General features: G+C 41.1%; 15 protein-coding genes. All 15 read left to right on the plus strand.

What is annotated here, in order from left to right; translation table 11 throughout:
* The first annotated feature begins 27 nt into the window (after positions 1–27).
* The 15 genes from yqfD (at position 28) to OCV60_RS03720 (ending at position 17,606) form a co-directional block, all read left to right on the plus strand.
* Complete coding sequence (gene yqfD / locus OCV60_RS03650) at positions 28–1,245, plus strand: sporulation protein YqfD (RefSeq protein ID WP_021943844.1); 1,218 nt, start codon at positions 28–30, stop codon at positions 1,243–1,245.
* Complete coding sequence (locus OCV60_RS03655; protein WP_021943845.1) at positions 1,238–2,299, plus strand: PhoH family protein; 1,062 nt, start codon at positions 1,238–1,240, stop codon at positions 2,297–2,299. The genes yqfD and OCV60_RS03655 overlap by 8 nt, the downstream gene beginning before the upstream one ends.
* An 8-nt stretch (positions 2,300–2,307) precedes the next feature.
* On the plus strand, positions 2,308–2,820 hold the full coding sequence (gene ybeY / locus OCV60_RS03660; RefSeq protein ID WP_021943846.1) for an rRNA maturation RNase YbeY: 513 nt from the start codon (positions 2,308–2,310) through the stop codon (positions 2,818–2,820).
* Positions 2,807–3,892, plus strand: a complete 1,086-nt coding sequence (locus tag OCV60_RS03665) for a DUF3048 domain-containing protein (RefSeq protein ID WP_117807572.1) — start codon at positions 2,807–2,809, stop codon at positions 3,890–3,892. Before ybeY ends, OCV60_RS03665 begins: the two co-directional genes overlap by 14 nt.
* A gap of 116 nt (positions 3,893–4,008) precedes the next feature.
* Complete coding sequence (locus OCV60_RS03670) at positions 4,009–4,473, plus strand: hypothetical protein (protein WP_021943848.1); 465 nt, start codon at positions 4,009–4,011, stop codon at positions 4,471–4,473.
* A 37-nt stretch (positions 4,474–4,510) separates the two neighbouring features.
* Complete coding sequence (locus OCV60_RS03675) at positions 4,511–5,779, plus strand: aminoacetone oxidase family FAD-binding enzyme (protein ID WP_262529335.1); 1,269 nt, start codon at positions 4,511–4,513, stop codon at positions 5,777–5,779.
* Positions 5,766–7,403, plus strand: a complete 1,638-nt coding sequence (locus OCV60_RS03680; protein ID WP_262529336.1) for an NAD(P)/FAD-dependent oxidoreductase — start codon at positions 5,766–5,768, stop codon at positions 7,401–7,403. Before OCV60_RS03675 ends, OCV60_RS03680 begins: the two co-directional genes overlap by 14 nt.
* A gap of 15 nt (positions 7,404–7,418) precedes the next feature.
* Complete coding sequence (proB, locus tag OCV60_RS03685; protein WP_008400827.1) at positions 7,419–8,276, plus strand: glutamate 5-kinase; 858 nt, start codon at positions 7,419–7,421, stop codon at positions 8,274–8,276.
* Between the two features lie 108 nt (positions 8,277–8,384).
* Positions 8,385–8,606, plus strand: a complete 222-nt coding sequence (locus tag OCV60_RS03690; RefSeq protein WP_021943851.1) for a DUF896 domain-containing protein — start codon at positions 8,385–8,387, stop codon at positions 8,604–8,606.
* Complete coding sequence (locus OCV60_RS03695) at positions 8,603–9,181, plus strand: 5-formyltetrahydrofolate cyclo-ligase (RefSeq protein WP_262529338.1); 579 nt, start codon at positions 8,603–8,605, stop codon at positions 9,179–9,181. Before OCV60_RS03690 ends, OCV60_RS03695 begins: the two co-directional genes overlap by 4 nt.
* Entirely contained in the window at positions 9,174–10,625 is a 1,452-nt protein-coding gene (gene miaB, locus OCV60_RS03700) for a tRNA (N6-isopentenyl adenosine(37)-C2)-methylthiotransferase MiaB (protein WP_173783609.1), read from the plus strand. The genes OCV60_RS03695 and miaB overlap by 8 nt, the downstream gene beginning before the upstream one ends.
* Before the next feature lie 30 nt (positions 10,626–10,655).
* Positions 10,656–13,271: a DNA mismatch repair protein MutS gene (mutS, locus tag OCV60_RS03705; protein WP_117784854.1), complete on the plus strand. Its 2,616-nt coding sequence runs from the start codon at positions 10,656–10,658 to the stop codon at positions 13,269–13,271.
* A 9-nt stretch (positions 13,272–13,280) separates the two neighbouring features.
* Positions 13,281–15,326: a DNA mismatch repair endonuclease MutL gene (gene mutL / locus OCV60_RS03710; protein ID WP_262529340.1), complete on the plus strand. Its 2,046-nt coding sequence runs from the start codon at positions 13,281–13,283 to the stop codon at positions 15,324–15,326.
* 31 nt (positions 15,327–15,357) lie between these two features.
* Positions 15,358–16,299, plus strand: a complete 942-nt coding sequence (gene miaA / locus OCV60_RS03715) for a tRNA (adenosine(37)-N6)-dimethylallyltransferase MiaA (protein ID WP_118674542.1) — start codon at positions 15,358–15,360, stop codon at positions 16,297–16,299.
* A gap of 20 nt (positions 16,300–16,319) precedes the next feature.
* Positions 16,320–17,606: a methionine gamma-lyase family protein gene (locus tag OCV60_RS03720; RefSeq protein ID WP_021943857.1), complete on the plus strand. Its 1,287-nt coding sequence runs from the start codon at positions 16,320–16,322 to the stop codon at positions 17,604–17,606.
* The last annotated feature ends 30 nt before the right edge of the window (positions 17,607–17,636 follow it).

Below are 17,636 nucleotides of genomic sequence, written 5' to 3' on the forward strand. Positions count from 1 at the left end.
ATTGTGTACATAGAAGGGGGAAACCGGATGTTTGATATTATATTAAGGTATCTGTATGGATTTGCAAAAATTCATCTTCGCGGCATTCATATCAACCGTTTTGTAAATCTGTGCAAAGCCAGAGATATTAAACTTTGGAATCTGGAGCAGAAAGAAGATGAAATATTCTTTTTTACTGCTTCAAAGGATATAGCACGATTGGAAGAACCTGCACGGAAAACAGGAAGTGATGTAGAGGTTCTAAGAGTATATGGTATTCGCGAGTTTATTCGAAAAAATAAAAAAAGAATTCCGTTTGTGGCTGGGTTTATCTTGTTTGCTGTTCTGATCTATATTCAATCGTTATTTATATGGGAAATTTCCGTTTCCGGTGAATCAGATTATACATCGGATGAGATACTACAACATATCAATGAATATTATGTGCAGACCGGAACTCCAAAGTCAAAAGTAGACTGCGCAGAGCTGGAGAAAAATCTCCGGAAAGACTTTGAAGATATCGCCTGGATATCATGTGCGCTTACGGGAACAAAGCTGTCGGTGGAGATCACGGAAACATTGAATGTATTTACGGATACCTCCATGAAAGAACCATGCAACATCATTGCTTCACAGGACTGTACGATCACGGAGATCGTAACAGCATCCGGAACACCGGTAGTAAAGGCTGGAGATGATGTGAAGAAAGGCGATATCCTGATCTCTGGTGCAGTTTATCTGTATGATGATAATAATGAAGTTCTGGATACAAATTATGTATCTGCAGAAGGAACTGTATATGGAATCTGTGTATATCATTACAAAGATACAGTTCCGTTATCCTGCTATTCCAAAGAATATACAGGAAATGAAAAGAGCTATTATTCCTTTGGTGCATTTCAGTACAGCCTTACCCCTTATGTACCAAAATGCTCTTTCGAAGAATATGATTTGTTCAGTGATACGAGCCGGCTTCATATAGGTAAGAATTTTTACCTGCCATTTCAGATAGAAGCATACACAATAAAGGAGTACCGGTTAAAAAAAGAAACAGTATCCATGGAAGCGGCGGCTGCGTCAGTAAAAGAAAAATTAAGTCGTTATATTGGCAATTTGCAAGAAAAAGGGGTGCAAATAATAGAAAATAATGTTAAAATAACGAATAGCGGAGATGAATGTCTTGCGGAAGGAGATATAACCGTAAGACAGTTGATCGGGATTCCGCATGAATTACAGATTATAAGTGAGGAACAGACGCTTGAGTGAATTCAGCAAATCAATTACAGTTATGTCCGAATACGTTCAGAATGTATTTGGACAATTTGATGTACATGCAAAAAAAATAGAAAAAGCATTTCATGTTTCTATGATCCTGCGCGATGATAAGCTGAAGGTTTCAGGAGAAGAAAAAGACGTGGAGCAGGCGGTTCATGTACTGATCCAGTTATTTGCAGTTGCAGCCAGAGGTACTGCGATCGATGAACAGAAGGTTGATTATACGATCGCCATGTCTAAGGATCACCCTCAGGAAACACAGGAAAATATTGCTGATCTGGATCGGGATATCATATGTCACACGATCAATGGCAAACCGATCAAACCAAAAACACATGGACAGAAGGCATATGTAAATGCAATCGATAAATCCATGATCGTATTCGGTGTAGGTCCTGCTGGAACCGGTAAAACATATCTCGCAATGGCAAAAGCGATCACTGCTTTTAAGAATGGTGAAGTAAACCGGATCATTTTGACACGTCCGGCAATTGAAGCTGGCGAAAAGCTTGGATTTCTTCCGGGAGATTTGCAGAGCAAGGTCGATCCTTATTTAAGACCGCTTTATGATGCATTATATGAGATCATGGGACCGGAGTCCTTTGCCAAGAATATGGAAAAAGGTCTGATTGAAGTAGCACCACTTGCATATATGCGGGGACGTACACTGGACAATGCTTATATTGTACTGGACGAGGCACAGAATACAACACCGGCACAGATGAAGATGTTCTTAACCCGTATTGGTTTTGGATCGAAAGCAATCATTACCGGTGACCTTTCCCAGAAGGACCTTCCGTTTGAGACAAGATCGGGACTGGAAGTAGCTTTGACCGTTATCAAAAATATCGAAGAAATCAGTGTCTGCCATCTGACAAGTCTTGATGTTGTAAGACATCCGCTGGTACAGAAGATCGTAAATGCATATGAGGTTTACGAGGAGAAGCAGAACAGGCAGAAAAAACAGCGTTCGGAGCAGGAAAATCGTAACCAAAACGATGGCAGACGATACGGAGAGAACCGAAATAATAAAAGAAAAAGGTAAGAAATACAATGTCATTAAATGTAGAAAATGAATATGGAGAAATCCAGATCCCTGATTATGAACATGTGATCGAAACAGTGATCGGACAGGCTCTGGATTTTATAAAGTGTCCTTATGAATGTGAGATTTATGTATTGCTCACAGATAATTCGGGCATACAGACTATCAATAATTGTCAGAGAAATATCGATGCACCGACAGATGTATTGTCATTTCCTCTGATTGATTATAAAGAACCGGGAGATTTTAGTGTTGTAGACGGGGATACCTGTGATTATTTCAATCCGGAAAGCGGAGAACTGATGCTTGGAGATATCATTATTTCCATGGATCGCGTATATGAACAGGCAGAAAGCTACAATCACTCGAACACCAGAGAACTGGCATTTCTGGTAGCGCACAGTATGCTTCATTTGTTTGGTTATGATCATATAGATGAAGAAGAGCGCAAACAGATGGAAGATCTTCAGGAACAAATACTTAATGAGAAAGGATACACAAGGGATTATGAAGAAAACTAAATATGCAATTGCTTTAGCAGCATTAGGAGTTTTATCACTTGGTGTTATGGGATGTGGTAAGAAAGAGACATCAACAGAAGCAACCACAGAAACCACAACGACAGAAGCAACAACAGAAGCTACCACAGAGGCAGCAACAGAAGTACAGCATGAGGGCGTATATAACGACCTGACTGGCGAATGGGTTACAGACCGGACGGAAGAGTACGGTCGTCCGATCGCAGTTATGTTAAATAATATTTCTGACGCTATGCCACAGTGCGATATAGGTAAAGCAGATATCGTTTATGAGATGAAGGTAGAAGGTGGAATCACCAGACTGCTTGGTATTTTTAACGATTATTCCAATCTTGAAAAACTTGGATCAATCAGAAGCTGCCGTCCATATTATGTAACCGTTGCTATGGAATATGATGCAATCTATATGCATTACGGTCAGTCCCCACAGGGTGAGGAAAAACTTTCAAGCTCAGGAATCAATAATCTGAGTGGTTTAAGTTCAGAAGGTGGAGTAACATACTACAGAGCATCTGACAGGGTATCACCACATAATGTATTTACAGATACAGAAAAGATCAAAGCCGGCATCGAACAAAAAGGATATGAAACAAAGCATAGCGATAGTTTCAAGAGTGTGTTCTCATTTAATGAAGAGATCACAGCTCCTGCTGGCGGCGAAAAGGCAGAAAAGATTACAACTCCGATCAGCAATTACACAACACCTTGGTTTGAATATCATGCAGATGATGGCCTCTACTACAGATTCCAGTATGGCGGAGAACAGACAGATGGAAATACAGGTGATCAGCTTAAGTATGAAAATGTCCTGATCCAGTTTGCTCATTATACAAGCATTGATGATCATGACAGACAGCAGCTTGATCTGGTTGGTGAAGGAACCGGACTTTATGCTTCCAATGGAGTGATCGTTCCTGTAACATGGAAAAAATCATCTGAAAATGCGATCACAAAGTATTATACAGAGGACGGCAATGAATTAAAGCTGAATCCTGGAAAAACATGGGTGACAGTATTTGAAAAAGACAAAGCTGACAGCGTAACATGGGAATAAACAAATAAATATATAAGAAAAAAGGAAAACAGGCAGGTAAAAGCTAATAATTACCAGCCTGTTTTTTGCATAGATCTGATGGATGTGCAGATAATCATGATAAGAGGTGATTATCTGTGAAAAAAATTTTATTGATTCTTGGTGGGATGCTCATTCTGTTTTTGCTTGCTTTTTGCTGTTCCTATACGATATACCAGAAAACTGACAGCTTTTCGGATGATTCATATGCCGTAGAAACAATAACAGGCAAAGGACGATCCGGCAAACGACAAGAGATTCAATACAATCCAATTTCAGAAGAAAAAACATCAGAAGAAAAAACACCAACATATGGAACGACAACCGGAGAACGATCGTTGTCCGAAGATGCTTCCACACAGGTGGCGGCGGAGTCGTATCGTTTTCTGGTAAATGAATTAAATGGATATGTAGCGGTCTTTACAGCAAATGGCAGTTTGTATGAATTTACCGATATCCGGATCAAGGATCTGGACAACATTCTAAAAAACAGGATCATAAATGGTATTAAATTTCAAAAAGAGAAAGAATTGTTTACTTTTCTTGAATCATGTTCCAGTTAATGCTAGAATATGGATGGTTTAAAAGGAGTAAATAAAAATGATATATGACTTGATCGTAGCAGGTGCAGGTGCTTCTGGTATGACTGCAGCTATCTGCGCAACGGATGCAGATATTTACAAACAGTTTCAGCATAAAGCAGATCAGACCCGGAAGCGTTCTGTACTGATCATTGAGAAAAATAAAAAGATCGGAAAAAAACTATATGCAACCGGAAATGGCAGATGTAATCTGTCAAACAGCAGTTTTCGTCTGGAATGTTATAACAGTAAAAATGAATTTTTCCCATATAAGGTGATCGGAGCAAAGGATTATCAGATTGTAAATCAATTTGCGGAACAGCTTGGTGTAGCTGTCAACGATGAACACGGATATTATTATCCAATGTCCAGACAGGCATCTACGATCGTCTGGGCGTTCAACGACCGTCTGAAGAAAAATCAGATCCAGGTTCATACCGGAGAAACCGTTATAGGTCTGGAAGAACAATCCGATCATACATATTGTATTCAGACGGATCAGGGACAATATTATGCAAGAAATATAGTTCTTGCATGTGGTGGAGCTGCAGCACCTGCCCTTGGTGGTACAGATGCAGGCTGTAGTCTGTTAGATCAACTGGGTATTCCGTATTATCCATTTCAACCAGCACTCTGTAAGCTTCAGGTAAAAGAAAAGATGTCTGGGTTGGCAGGTGTTCGTTCAAAGGCACTGGTAACAGTAATGGATGCATCTTCCGAAATCCACGCACAGGAATTTGGCGAGGTCCAGTTTACCGGTCAATCATTATCAGGAATTGTTATATTTAATCTCAGCCATACAGCTGGGGAGATGCTGCAGGATGGTGAGAGCGTTAGCCTTTGTCTGGATCTTGTACCAGATATAAATGAAGCTGATCTGTATATGCATTTCAGGAAATTCCGGACAAATAATCCGGAAAGGTCGCTTCAGGCGTGCCTGAATGGCTTTGTACATGAAAAACTTGCGACTTATATACTAGAACAATGCAGATGGAAACAGGAAAGAATATCGGAACTAAATGATGTTGAACTGCAGAAGCTGGCAGATCAAATAAAGAAACTGACCTTTCATGTCACAGCAACAGCCGGAGCAGAAGATGCACAGGTATCAAGAGGCGGCGCAGACACTCGTTTTATAGATCCGGAAACTATGAAGCTTACTGTACAGGAGCATGTATATGTGATAGGGGAGCTTTTGGATACCGACGGAATCTGCGGCGGCTATAATCTGATGTGGGCGGTCATAACTGGGATGAAAGCGGGATTTAGTATTTATGATTCGAATTAATAATATTAAGTTAAAAATTGGATACAAAAACGAAGATATTGAACAGGCAATCCGGAAAAGTTTAAGGATAAATAGCTTTCTATCCTATAAAATGGCTAAATTATCGATTGACAGCCGGAAGAAGGATCAAATCCATTATGTTGCCTCTGTAGATGTGTCCTGTGATCAGGAAGAGAAAATCCTAAAAAAAGTTCACAATAACAATATTATGTTAATTAAAGGGACGGATTTTAAAATCCCGGAGCATGGATCGATGCCGATGCAGTATCGACCGGTTATTATCGGAAGCGGTCCGGCAGGTTTGTTTGCAGGTCTTTTTCTTGCAAGAGAGGGCTATCGACCGATCATTCTGGAACGTGGTATGGCAGTTGATGAACGAACAGCCTGTGTAAATGGATACTGGAAAAAGGAACATCCGTTAAATCCAAACTGTAATGTTCAGTTTGGTGAAGGAGGGGCCGGAACATTTTCTGACGGTAAATTGAATACCGCAATTAAGGATAAATCAGGAAGAAGGACTGCGGTTCTTAAGACATTTGTCGAATTTGGTGCAGATCCGTCAATCCTATATGTGAATAAGCCTCATATTGGTACAGATGTGTTATTGACTGTAGTCAAGAATATTAGAAATGAGATTATAAGGCTGGGTGGAGAGGTGCGATTTGAGCAGCTTGTAACAGATATAGAAGTGATAAATCCTGAGACAACGCTCTTACATATAAAGAAGCTTTTGAAACCGGAAGAAACATATGAATTAAAAAGCAATGCGGTGATACTTGCGATTGGTCACAGTGCAAGAGATACCTTTGAAATGCTCTATAAGCGTGGAATTCCGATGGAACAGAAGCCGTTTGCAATGGGACTCCGAATCGAACATCCAAGAACCTTTATCAATGAAGCACAATATGGATATCATCCCGATTATGAAGATTTACTGCCGACAGCAGATTATAAGCTGGTGCATCAGGCAGCAAACGGACGGGCGGTCTACTCCTTCTGTATGTGCCCCGGTGGTTACGTTGTAAATGCATCCTCAGAATCCGGAAGGATATGTGTCAATGGTATGAGCTACAGTGACCGGAAAGCGGATAATTCAAACAGTGCGATCGTTGTGAATGTTACGCCGGAAGATTATCCGGGAGATCATCCGCTTGCCGGTATGTATTTTCAGAGAGAGCTTGAAGAAAAGGCGTATCAGGCAGGAAAAGGAGCAGTTCCGGTACAACGTTTCGGTGATTTTAGAATGAACAGAATGTCTGAAATAGCCGGCAAGATCAAGCCTTGCATAAAGGGGGCTTATACGTTTTCCAACCTGAATTGTTGTTTGCCAGAGTATATCAGAGATGCTATAATAGATGGTGTTTTGTCATTTGACCGGGTGATATCTGGTTTTGCAGATGATGATGCAATATTAAGCGGCGTGGAAGCAAGAACATCTTCGCCGATAAAGATACTACGCGATGCAGATCTGACATCTGCACATACTTGTATTTATCCATGTGGAGAAGGTGCAGGTTACGCGGGAGGTATAACATCCGCAGCCGTTGACGGAATAAAAGTTTTTGAGGCAGTTATGTCGAAATTTATGATACCGGACGCATCAACCGGAAATCAGAGAATGTGAGGTTTCAGATTTAAAATGGAAGATCGTTTATACTTAAAAAATAAAAAAAGAATCGTGATCAAGATCGGTTCATCTTCATTGATCCATGAGGAGACGGGTGGGCTTGATTACATAAAACTTGAAAAACTGGTACGGATCATCAGCGATCTGAAAAATCAGGATAAGGATGTTGTATTGGTATCCTCCGGTGCAATCGGTGTTGGTTCGAAGTCGTTAGGGCTTCAGAAAAAGCCAAAGACAACATCACTCAGACAGGCATGTGCAGCAGTTGGACAGGGACAGCTCATGATGGTATACCAGCGTCTGTTCTATGAATATCACCAGATCGCAGCTCAGGTTCTTCTGACGTTTGATGTAATCACATCTCAGGAAAGAAGACATAACGCTGTAAATACTTTTAATGAATTATTACAAATGGATGTTATTCCTGTAGTTAATGAGAATGATACAGTTGCAATTGAAGAAGTGGATATAAACTTTGGAGATAATGATACCCTTTCCGCTATCGTAGCCAACATGATCAATGCTGATCTTTTATTATTATTAACAGATATTGATGGCTTGTACACGGACGATCCAAGAAATAATCCGGATGCAACATTGATCCCTGTCGTAGAACGCATCGACGATAAGATCAAAGCAATGGCAAAGGGCGCCGGCTCCGGATATGGAACCGGTGGTATGACGACAAAGATTTCTGCGGCGAAGATTGCTGCAAATTCAGGAGCAGATATGCTTATTTTATCAGGAGATGATATAGGAAATCTCGGTCGGGCATTAAATGGTGAATCTGTCGGAACCTTATTTAAAGCATATAAAGAGCCGAATTTTGATGTCGTAAGATACATTACACATAAGGAATATCTACAGTAGCAATGGATATAGTATGTACCATCGTATCATATACATATATAAGATGGGTCTGATCAAACAGAAGCAGTATCCGATTCCGAAATAACAGAAATGAACAGGTGAATAAGAATGGACGAAAAAAAGATTGCAAGAATCAATGAATTATATAAGAAATCCAAGACTCCGGCAGGACTTACGTCGGCTGAAAAGGAAGAACAGAAAAATCTCAGACAGGAATACATTTTTGCCATGAAACAGAATCTGAGAAGTGTATTAAATAACATTGATATCAAAGAACCGGATGGTAGTATTACCAGGCTGGAAGATATCGATCCAACAAAAAAAGTATGATGGAACAGACAAAAGCAGAACTAAGAAAACAATATAAACAAAAGCGACGTGCCTTAACACCGGAGCAGGTGACCGTTGCTTCAGCGCAGATCAGGAAGCAATTTCTGAATTCAGATGAATATAAAGATTGCAATCATCTGCTGATCTATGTCAGTCAGGATAATGAAGTGGATACGGTCGAGATTATAAAGCAGGCACTTACAGATGACAAAGTCGTTGCTGTGCCAAAGGTATACGGAGATCATATGCATTTTCATCGGATCCATGAAATGAGCGATCTAAAGGTAGGTGCGTATGGCATCTTAGAGCCTGCCGGCTGTGAGATGCTTCATCCGACGGAAGGAATTCTGATCGTCCCGGGAATTGTATTTGATATAAACGGACATCGGATCGGATATGGCGGTGGATATTATGACCGTTATATGAAGCTTCATCCGGAACTTACTGCGGTTGCATTTGCCTATGATTATCAGGTGTTGCCGGAGATTTCATGCGAATCATTTGACGAAAGACCGGATCAGCTTCTGACTCCGTCAGAGATATACAGCTTTATGGAGAACAATAAATATGATTAATGAAATAGATAAAAAAATAGATAAAATCGATATAACAGAACCTTGTCCTGCCGAAGAACCATTTCGGCAATATTATTTTATAAAAAAAGCAAGGGGGTATTACCGGGAGCTTGCGAAAAAAGCAGGAAGAAACCTGACCTGTTCGATCCAGACCTATGGATGTCAGATGAATGTAAGAGACTCCGAGAAGCTGACCGGTATTCTGGAAGAAATCGGATATACAAGCAGTGATTCTGAGGATGCAGACCTTGTTATATATAATACCTGCACAGTCCGTGAGAATGCGAATCGAAAAGTCTACGGACATCTTGGAATCATGAAACATGACAAAGAGACACATCCAGATAAGATGATCGGGCTTTGCGGATGTATGATGCAGGAACCGGATGTTGTAGCTACAATTCAAAAGAAATATCGATTTGTAGATATGGTATTTGGCACGCATAATGTATTTAAACTGGCTGAAATCTACTGCAACCGTATCGAAGCCGGCGGACAGGTAGTGGATATCTGGAAGGATACCAATCTTGTTGTGGAAGATCTTCCGGTTAAGAAAGAATTCCCATTTAAGTCCGGTGTCAATATTATGTTCGGATGTAATAATTTCTGTACATATTGTATCGTGCCATATGTTAGAGGCAGAGAACGCAGCAGACAACCGGAGGACATCATAAGAGAGGTTAAGCGGCTTTCAGAGGAGGGTGTAAAAGAGATCATGCTCCTTGGTCAGAATGTGAATTCTTATGGAAAGACGTTAGAAGAACCGATGACATTTGCCGAATTATTGCAGAAGGTGACAGAAGTTGATGGAATCGAACGTGTTCGTTTTATGACCTCCCATCCAAAGGATCTGTCCGATGAATTGATCGATGTGATCGCGGCAAATGAAAAGATCTGCCGTCACATCCATCTTCCGATGCAATCCGGCTCATCCAGGATATTAAATCAGATGAATCGTCGCTATACAAAGGAATCCTATCTGGAATTAGTAGACAAGATCCGCAGACAGATTCCTGAAATATCACTTACAACCGATATTATTGTCGGTTTTCCCGGAGAAACAGAAGAAGATTTCTTAGAGACAATGGATGTAGTGAATCGGGTAAGGTTTGATACAGCATTTACATTTATATACTCCAAGCGTACCGGAACACCGGCAGCAACATTTGAGGATCATGCAACAAAGGAAGAGATCCAGAACCGGTTTGATCGCCTGATCAAGCGAGTATCAGAGATCAGCGGTGAGGAGATCTGCCGTTATAAAGGGCAGGTCATGCCTGTACTGATTGAAAGCGTCAGCGAACAGAATCAGGAACTCTTAACCGGTCGTCTGTCAAATAATATTCTGGTACATTTTAAAGGTGATCCGTCTATGATCGGCGAGATCCGGGATGTTTCGCTGGATGAATGTAAAGGCTTTTATTATATGGGAAATCTTGTATAAACCGAATTTATAGAATAGGGGTAAAAAACAGTGGCAGCTTTAACACCAATGATGCAGCAGTATATGGAAGTGAAGAATCAGTACAAGGACTGTATATTATTTTACAGACTTGGTGATTTCTATGAAATGTTTTTTGATGATGCCCTGACCGCATCCAAGGTTCTTGAGATCACTTTGACCGGAAGGGACTGCGGACAGCCGGAACGTGCACCGATGTGCGGCGTTCCATATCATGCCTGTGATGTCTACCTGAATAAGCTGATCGAGAATGGTTTTAAGGTAGCGATCTGTGAACAGGTTGAAGATCCAAAGCTTGCAAAAGGCATAGTTAAACGTGAGGTTATCCGGGTGGTAACACCGGGTACCAATATGTCAAATGCAATTCTTGATGAAACAAGAAATAATTATCTGATGAGTATTTTTGAAAACAATGGTGCATTCGGAATTTCACTGGTAGATATCACGACCGGTGAGTTTAAGACAGCGAGAGTTCCATCCTTATCAAAGCTTACGGATGAGATCAACAAATATTCTCCTGCCGAGATCATCGGCAATCATTCTTTCATGAATTGTGATCTGGATTTCATTTATCTGAGGGAGAAAATGAAAATTTCCATTTCTGAAGCGCCGGAGCATTATTTCAATCAAATGCTCTGTGAAGATGCAATTATGAGGCAGTTCGGAGTTAATAATATGGACGGACTTGGACTGAAGGATTTCCCTGACTGTATTTTATCCTCCGGAGTTCTGCTTCAGTATCTGCATGAGACACAGAAGAATTTCCTTGCACATATCAATCATATCGTGCTGTATTCCATCGACGATTTCATGATTCTTGATTCCGCAACCAGAAGAAATCTGGAGCTTTGTGAGACACTTCGTGACAAACAGAAACGAGGTTCTTTGTTATGGGTATTGGATAAAACCAAGACAGCAATGGGTGCGAGAATGCTTCGAAGCATGATCGAGCAGCCTTTAATATATAAAAAGGATATCGAAGCAAGACTTGATGCAGTAGATCAGTTAAATAATGATATGATCAATCGTGATGAGATGCGGGAATATCTGAACCCGATCTATGATCTGGAACGACTGATGACAAGGATTTCCCTACGATCCGCAAATCCACGCGATATGATCGCATTTAAGACATCCCTTTCATATCTGCCGTATATCAGACAGCTTTTACAGATCTATCCGGATGGGCTTCTTGCAGATATTTATGAGAAAATGGATGAATTACAGGATATTTATGACCTGTTAGAGCGTTCAATCAACGACGATCCTCCGATACTGATTCGAGAAGGCGGTATTTTCAAGGATGGTTATCTGGAAGAAATCGATACTTTAAAATCAGCAAAGACAGATGGCAAGACATGGCTTGCAGAATTGGAGGAACGGGAAAAGCAGAAGACAGGAATAAAGAATCTTCGCATCAAGTTCAATAAAGTATTTGGCTATTATTTTGAGGTGACTAATTCCTATAAGGATCTGGTACCTGAATATTTTATAAGAAAACAGACACTTGCAAATTCAGAACGATATACAACAGAAGAATTGGACAATCTTGCAAGTTCGATTCTTGGTTCTGAAGATAAATTATATGCACTGGAATATGAAACCTATGTTGCGCTCAGAGATAAGATTGCGGGTGAGATCCTGCGTGTGCAGAATACAGCAAGACAGATTGCTTTATTAGACTGTCTCTGTTCGCTGTCATATGTGGCATCTGCCAATCAGTTTGTTCGTCCAGAGATTAACGAAGATGGTGTAATTGATATCAAAGAAGGTCGCCATCCTGTCGTTGAGAAGATGATGAACAACGGTATGTTCATATCAAATGACACCTATCTGAATAATTTTGAGAGCCGGATATCGATCATAACCGGACCGAATATGGCTGGTAAATCCACCTATATGCGTCAGACGGCACTGATCGTTTTAATGGCGCAGATCGGAAGCTTTGTTCCTGCTGCTTCAGCAAATATCGGTATCTGTGACCGTATCTTCACCAGAGTAGGGGCATCCGATGATCTTGCAAGCGGTCAAAGCACTTTCATGGTAGAGATGAGTGAGGTCGCAAATATTCTTCGAAATGCCACGAAGAACAGTCTGCTGATCTTAGATGAGATCGGACGAGGAACCAGTACATATGACGGACTTAGTATTGCATGGGCAGTTGTGGAATATATTAGTAACAGTGAACTGCTTGGAGCAAAAACGTTATTTGCCACCCACTATCATGAACTGACAGAATTAGAGGGTAAGTTATCCTCTGTAAACAACTACTGTATAGCAGTAAAAGAAGACGGTGATGATATCGTATTCTTACGAAAGATCGTAAAAGGCGGAGCGGATCGAAGCTATGGTATTCAGGTAGCCAAGCTTGCCGGAGTACCGGATATCGTGATCAATCGTGCAAATGAGATCTGCAACCAGCTTATCGATACGGATATAACGACGAAATTAAAAGATATCAAGATAACAAATGATTTTCATAAAAGTGCTTCCGATACCCAGATGTCATTTCTGGCAAATCCGGAAGAGAGTGCCATTCTGGAGGAGATCAAGAATGCAGATCTGTCCAACATGACACCGATGAAAGCATTGTTATATCTGAATGAATTACAGGAGCGAATCCGTTAAGGAGAACCTATGATAAAATTACTGGATCAATATACAATTGATAAGATCGCAGCCGGTGAAGTGATCGAACGTCCCGGCTCGGTTATAAAAGAATTAGTGGAGAATTCCATCGATGCGGGTGCAACTGCGATCACCATCGAGATCAAAGAAGGCGGTATGAGTTTTATCCGTATCACAGACAATGGATGTGGTATCTCAAAGGAGGAAGTTCCGGTTGCCTTCCTTCGTCATGCAACCAGTAAGCTTCAGACGGCGGATGATCTGTTAAAGATCGCATCCTTAGGCTTCCGTGGCGAGGCGTTATCTAGTATAGCCGCAGTTGCCCAGGTAGAGCTGATCACCAAGCAGGAAGATGCGCTTACCGGAACCAGATACCAGATCCACGGCGGAAAAGAGATCTCAAATGAGGAAATCGGCGCACCGCTTGGTACAACGATTGTTGTAAGAAATCTGTTTTATAATACACCTGCCAGAAAGAAATTCATGAAGGCGCCTGCAACAGAGGGCTCGTATATCTACGATCTTGTCTGTCGTATGGCAATGTCACATCCGGATGTTTCATTTAAGTTTATTATGAATGGAACAGATAAGCTATTTACATCCGGCAACGGCAGACTAAAAGAGATCATCTATCATATATATGGTAGAGATATTACGAATAACCTTCTGGAAATCCATGCAGCAAATGATCAGGTAAAGATCACAGGATATCTTGCAAAACCGAGTATATCCAGAGGTAACCGTTCATTTGAAGATTATTATGTAAACCAAAGGTATATAAAGAGCAATATATTAACAAAGGCAATCGAAGATGCATATCGTACCTTTGTTATGGTTCATAAATTTCCATTTACAGTTATCAATTTTGAGATTGATCCATCTCTGATCGATGTAAATATCCATCCTGCAAAACGGGAATTGAAGTTCATAAATGAACCGGATATGTATGATTTTACTTATATCAGTGTCAGAAAGGCGCTGTTATTTAAAGAACTTATCCCGACTGTTACACCGGGAAAGGATAAGCGGCCGGAGACACTGGCAGAACGAAAGGTGGAGAAGCGTCCGGAGCCATTCGAAACAAACCGGAGGGCCACAGAGCTTCCTCCGCAGCCGACAAGGCCAGCGCAGCAGAAAAAGCCAAGCATGCCAATGCAACCGGCAAATTCAGGAATATCTGCTCAACCAACGTCGACACCATCTGTTACGATGGAAAACAGAAGCAACTCGCCGGTTGAAATCCAATATTTGAAAGAAGATAATCAGTCTGGTAAAAATATCACAAATAATATGGTTGCTGAAAATATTGTTCCGTATTTGACACAACCGGCAAAGACAGCATTAAATTCTGCTGAAACGAGTGTACAGACTAACGAAACATCAGAACAGAAGAAACAGGAACCGATCATATCGGAAGCTAAGATTAAATACGAGCAGATGGATATGTTTGAAGATAAATTCCTGACACCGGAAGCTAAGAAAAAGCACCGGATCATCGGGCAGTTATTTAAGACATACTGGCTGATCGAGTACGAAGATAAGTTCTTTATCATGGATCAGCATGCCGCACATGAAAAGGTAAAATTTGAGGAATTAATGGCAAACTATAAGAATAAGACTGCCATTCCTCAGTATCTGATGCCACCTGCGATTGTATCCTTGAGCGGAACAGAATCAGAGTTCTTACGGGAAAATCTGGAATTTTTCCAGAATCTGGGATTTCAGATCGAAGGTTTCGGTGGAAAAGAATACAAGCTGTCAGCCGTTCCGGCAAATCTGTTCGGATTAGACGGCAGAGAATTATTTCTGGAATTTATCGGAGAGTTATCCGAAAACGGACAGAAGCAGACGATTGATACATTTATCAGTAAACTTTCCACAATGGCGTGTAAAGCTGCGATAAAGGGGAATACTTCCATTAGCTTTAAGGAAGCAGACATCCTGATCGATCAGTTGATGAAGCTTGAAAATCCATATACCTGTCCGCATGGCAGACCAACCCTGATCTCCATGACAGAGACAGAACTGGAAAAGAAATTCAAACGAATTGTTTAGTAATTAAACTTATATAGAAACGGAGCAGCAAATGAAGCCTCTTGTTATATTAACCGGACCGACAGCCGTAGGTAAAACAAATCTGTCGATCGGTCTTGCAAAAAGAATAAATGGTGAGATCATTTCTGCAGATTCCATGCAGGTCTATCGAAAGATGGATATCGGAACTGCCAAGATCATGCCGGAGGAAATGGATGGCATTCCCCATCATCTGATCGATGTATTAGATCCGAAGGAGCCGTTTAATGTTGTATTATTTAAAGAACTTGCAACAAAGGCGATGGATGATATCTATGCCAGAGGACGGATACCTGTCATTGTCGGCGGAACCGGCTTTTATATTCAGGCAGTTTTATACGATATTCATTTCGATGAAAATGACGATGATAAAAGCTACCGTACTTATCTGGAACAGCTTGCCGAAAAACATGGAAATCTCTACCTTCATCAGATGCTTGAAAAAGTGGATCCGGCGTCAGCCGCAGCCATTCATTATAACAACCGCAAACGTGTGATCCGGGCATTGGAATTCTATAAAGAGACAGGAAGCCCGATCTCCGAACATAACGAGAAAGAATCCAAACGGATTTCTCCATATAATTTTGAATATTTTGTGTTAAATGATGCAAGATCAAAATTATATGATAGAATAGACAGGCGAATTGACATCATGGTAAAACAGGGATTGATCGAAGAGGTAAAGGCATTAAAGGATCAGGGATATACAAAAGATCTGATATCCATGCAGGGGCTTGGATATAAAGAGATCCTCGATTATCTGGATGGTGTAACATCTCTGGATGAAGCCCTATATATCTTAAAACGTGATACCAGACATTTCGCCAAGCGTCAGATCACATGGTTTAAGAGGGAAAAAGAAGTCACCTGGGTGGATAAGAGTGAATTCACATCAGAAGATACCATTATGGATTTCATGCTTGAACAGTTGCGGTCAAAGGGAATTATTTCATAAAATAAAATGGAGCAGATAAAATGAACACATTATTAAAAGATTATTATACATCCTTACACATTGATGAACGGGTATTTGATTACTGTCAGAAGATTGAAGACAGCTTAAAGGACCGTTTTGCAGCGATCGATGCCATCTGTGAGATCAACCAGATGAAGGTCATCAAAGCCATGCAGGATAATCGCCTGGCGGAAGCGCATTTTGCAGGTTCCTCCGGATATGGTTATACCGATGACGGACGAGATGCACTCGAACGGATCTATGCAGATGTATTCCATACGGAAGATGCGCTGGTCCGTTCTCAGATCACCTGTGGAACACATGCGATCTGTACGGCGTTATTTGGTAACTTAAGACCGGGAGATGAACTGCTTGCAATCTCAGGAAAACCATATGATACGATGGATGAGATCATCGGACTTCGCCCTTCACCGGGTTCTTTGGCAGAATATGGTGTTACATACGCCCAGGTAGATCTAACACCGGAAGGAGAGTTTGATTTTGAAGGAATCCGAAATGCGATCAATGAACACACAAAGCTTGTGGAGATCCAGCGTTCCAAGGGTTATGCCGTACGTCCGACTTTATCCTGTGAGAAGATTGGAGAAGTGATCACATTTGTAAAGAGTATCCGTCCAGACATCATCTGTATGGTAGATAACTGTTATGGTGAATTTGTTCAGGATAAAGAACCAACAGACTATGGCGCAGATCTGATCGCAGGTTCCCTGATCAAGAATCCGGGTGGCGGACTGGCTCCGATCGGTGGTTATATCTGTGGTAAGAAGGAATATGTGGAAAATGCCGCATACCGTCTTACAACTCCGGGACTTGGCAAAGAGGTTGGTGCATCTTTAAATAATACAAAGGCTTTTGCACAGGGCTTATTCATGGCTCCATCGGTTACGGCAAGTGCTTTAAAGGGCGCGATCTTTGCTGCAAATGTATATGAAAATCTTGGTTTTAAGACAGTCCCGAATAAGACAGAGGATCGTTTTGATATCATACAGGCAGTTGAACTTCAGACACCGGAACGTGTGGTTGCTTTCTGTGAAGGGATTCAGGCGGCTGCACCTGTTGACAGTTATGTAAAGCCTGTACCATGGGATATGCCGGGATATGATTCTCCTGTTATCATGGCGGCCGGTGCATTTGTATCCGGTTCTTCAATTGAACTTAGTGCGGATGCCCCTATGAGAGAACCGTATGCTGTATATTTTCAGGGAGGACTTACCTATCAGCATGCAAAATTTGGAATTGTAATGACATTGCAAAAAATGGTAGAAAATAACCTTATAGTGTGGTAGATTTAGTTCGAATGTCCCTTTCTTTCAGGC

It is taken from the genome of Coprococcus ammoniilyticus (assembly GCF_025567345.1).
In the GTDB taxonomy this organism is placed as follows: Bacteria; Bacillota; Clostridia; order Lachnospirales; family Lachnospiraceae; genus Coprococcus; species Coprococcus ammoniilyticus.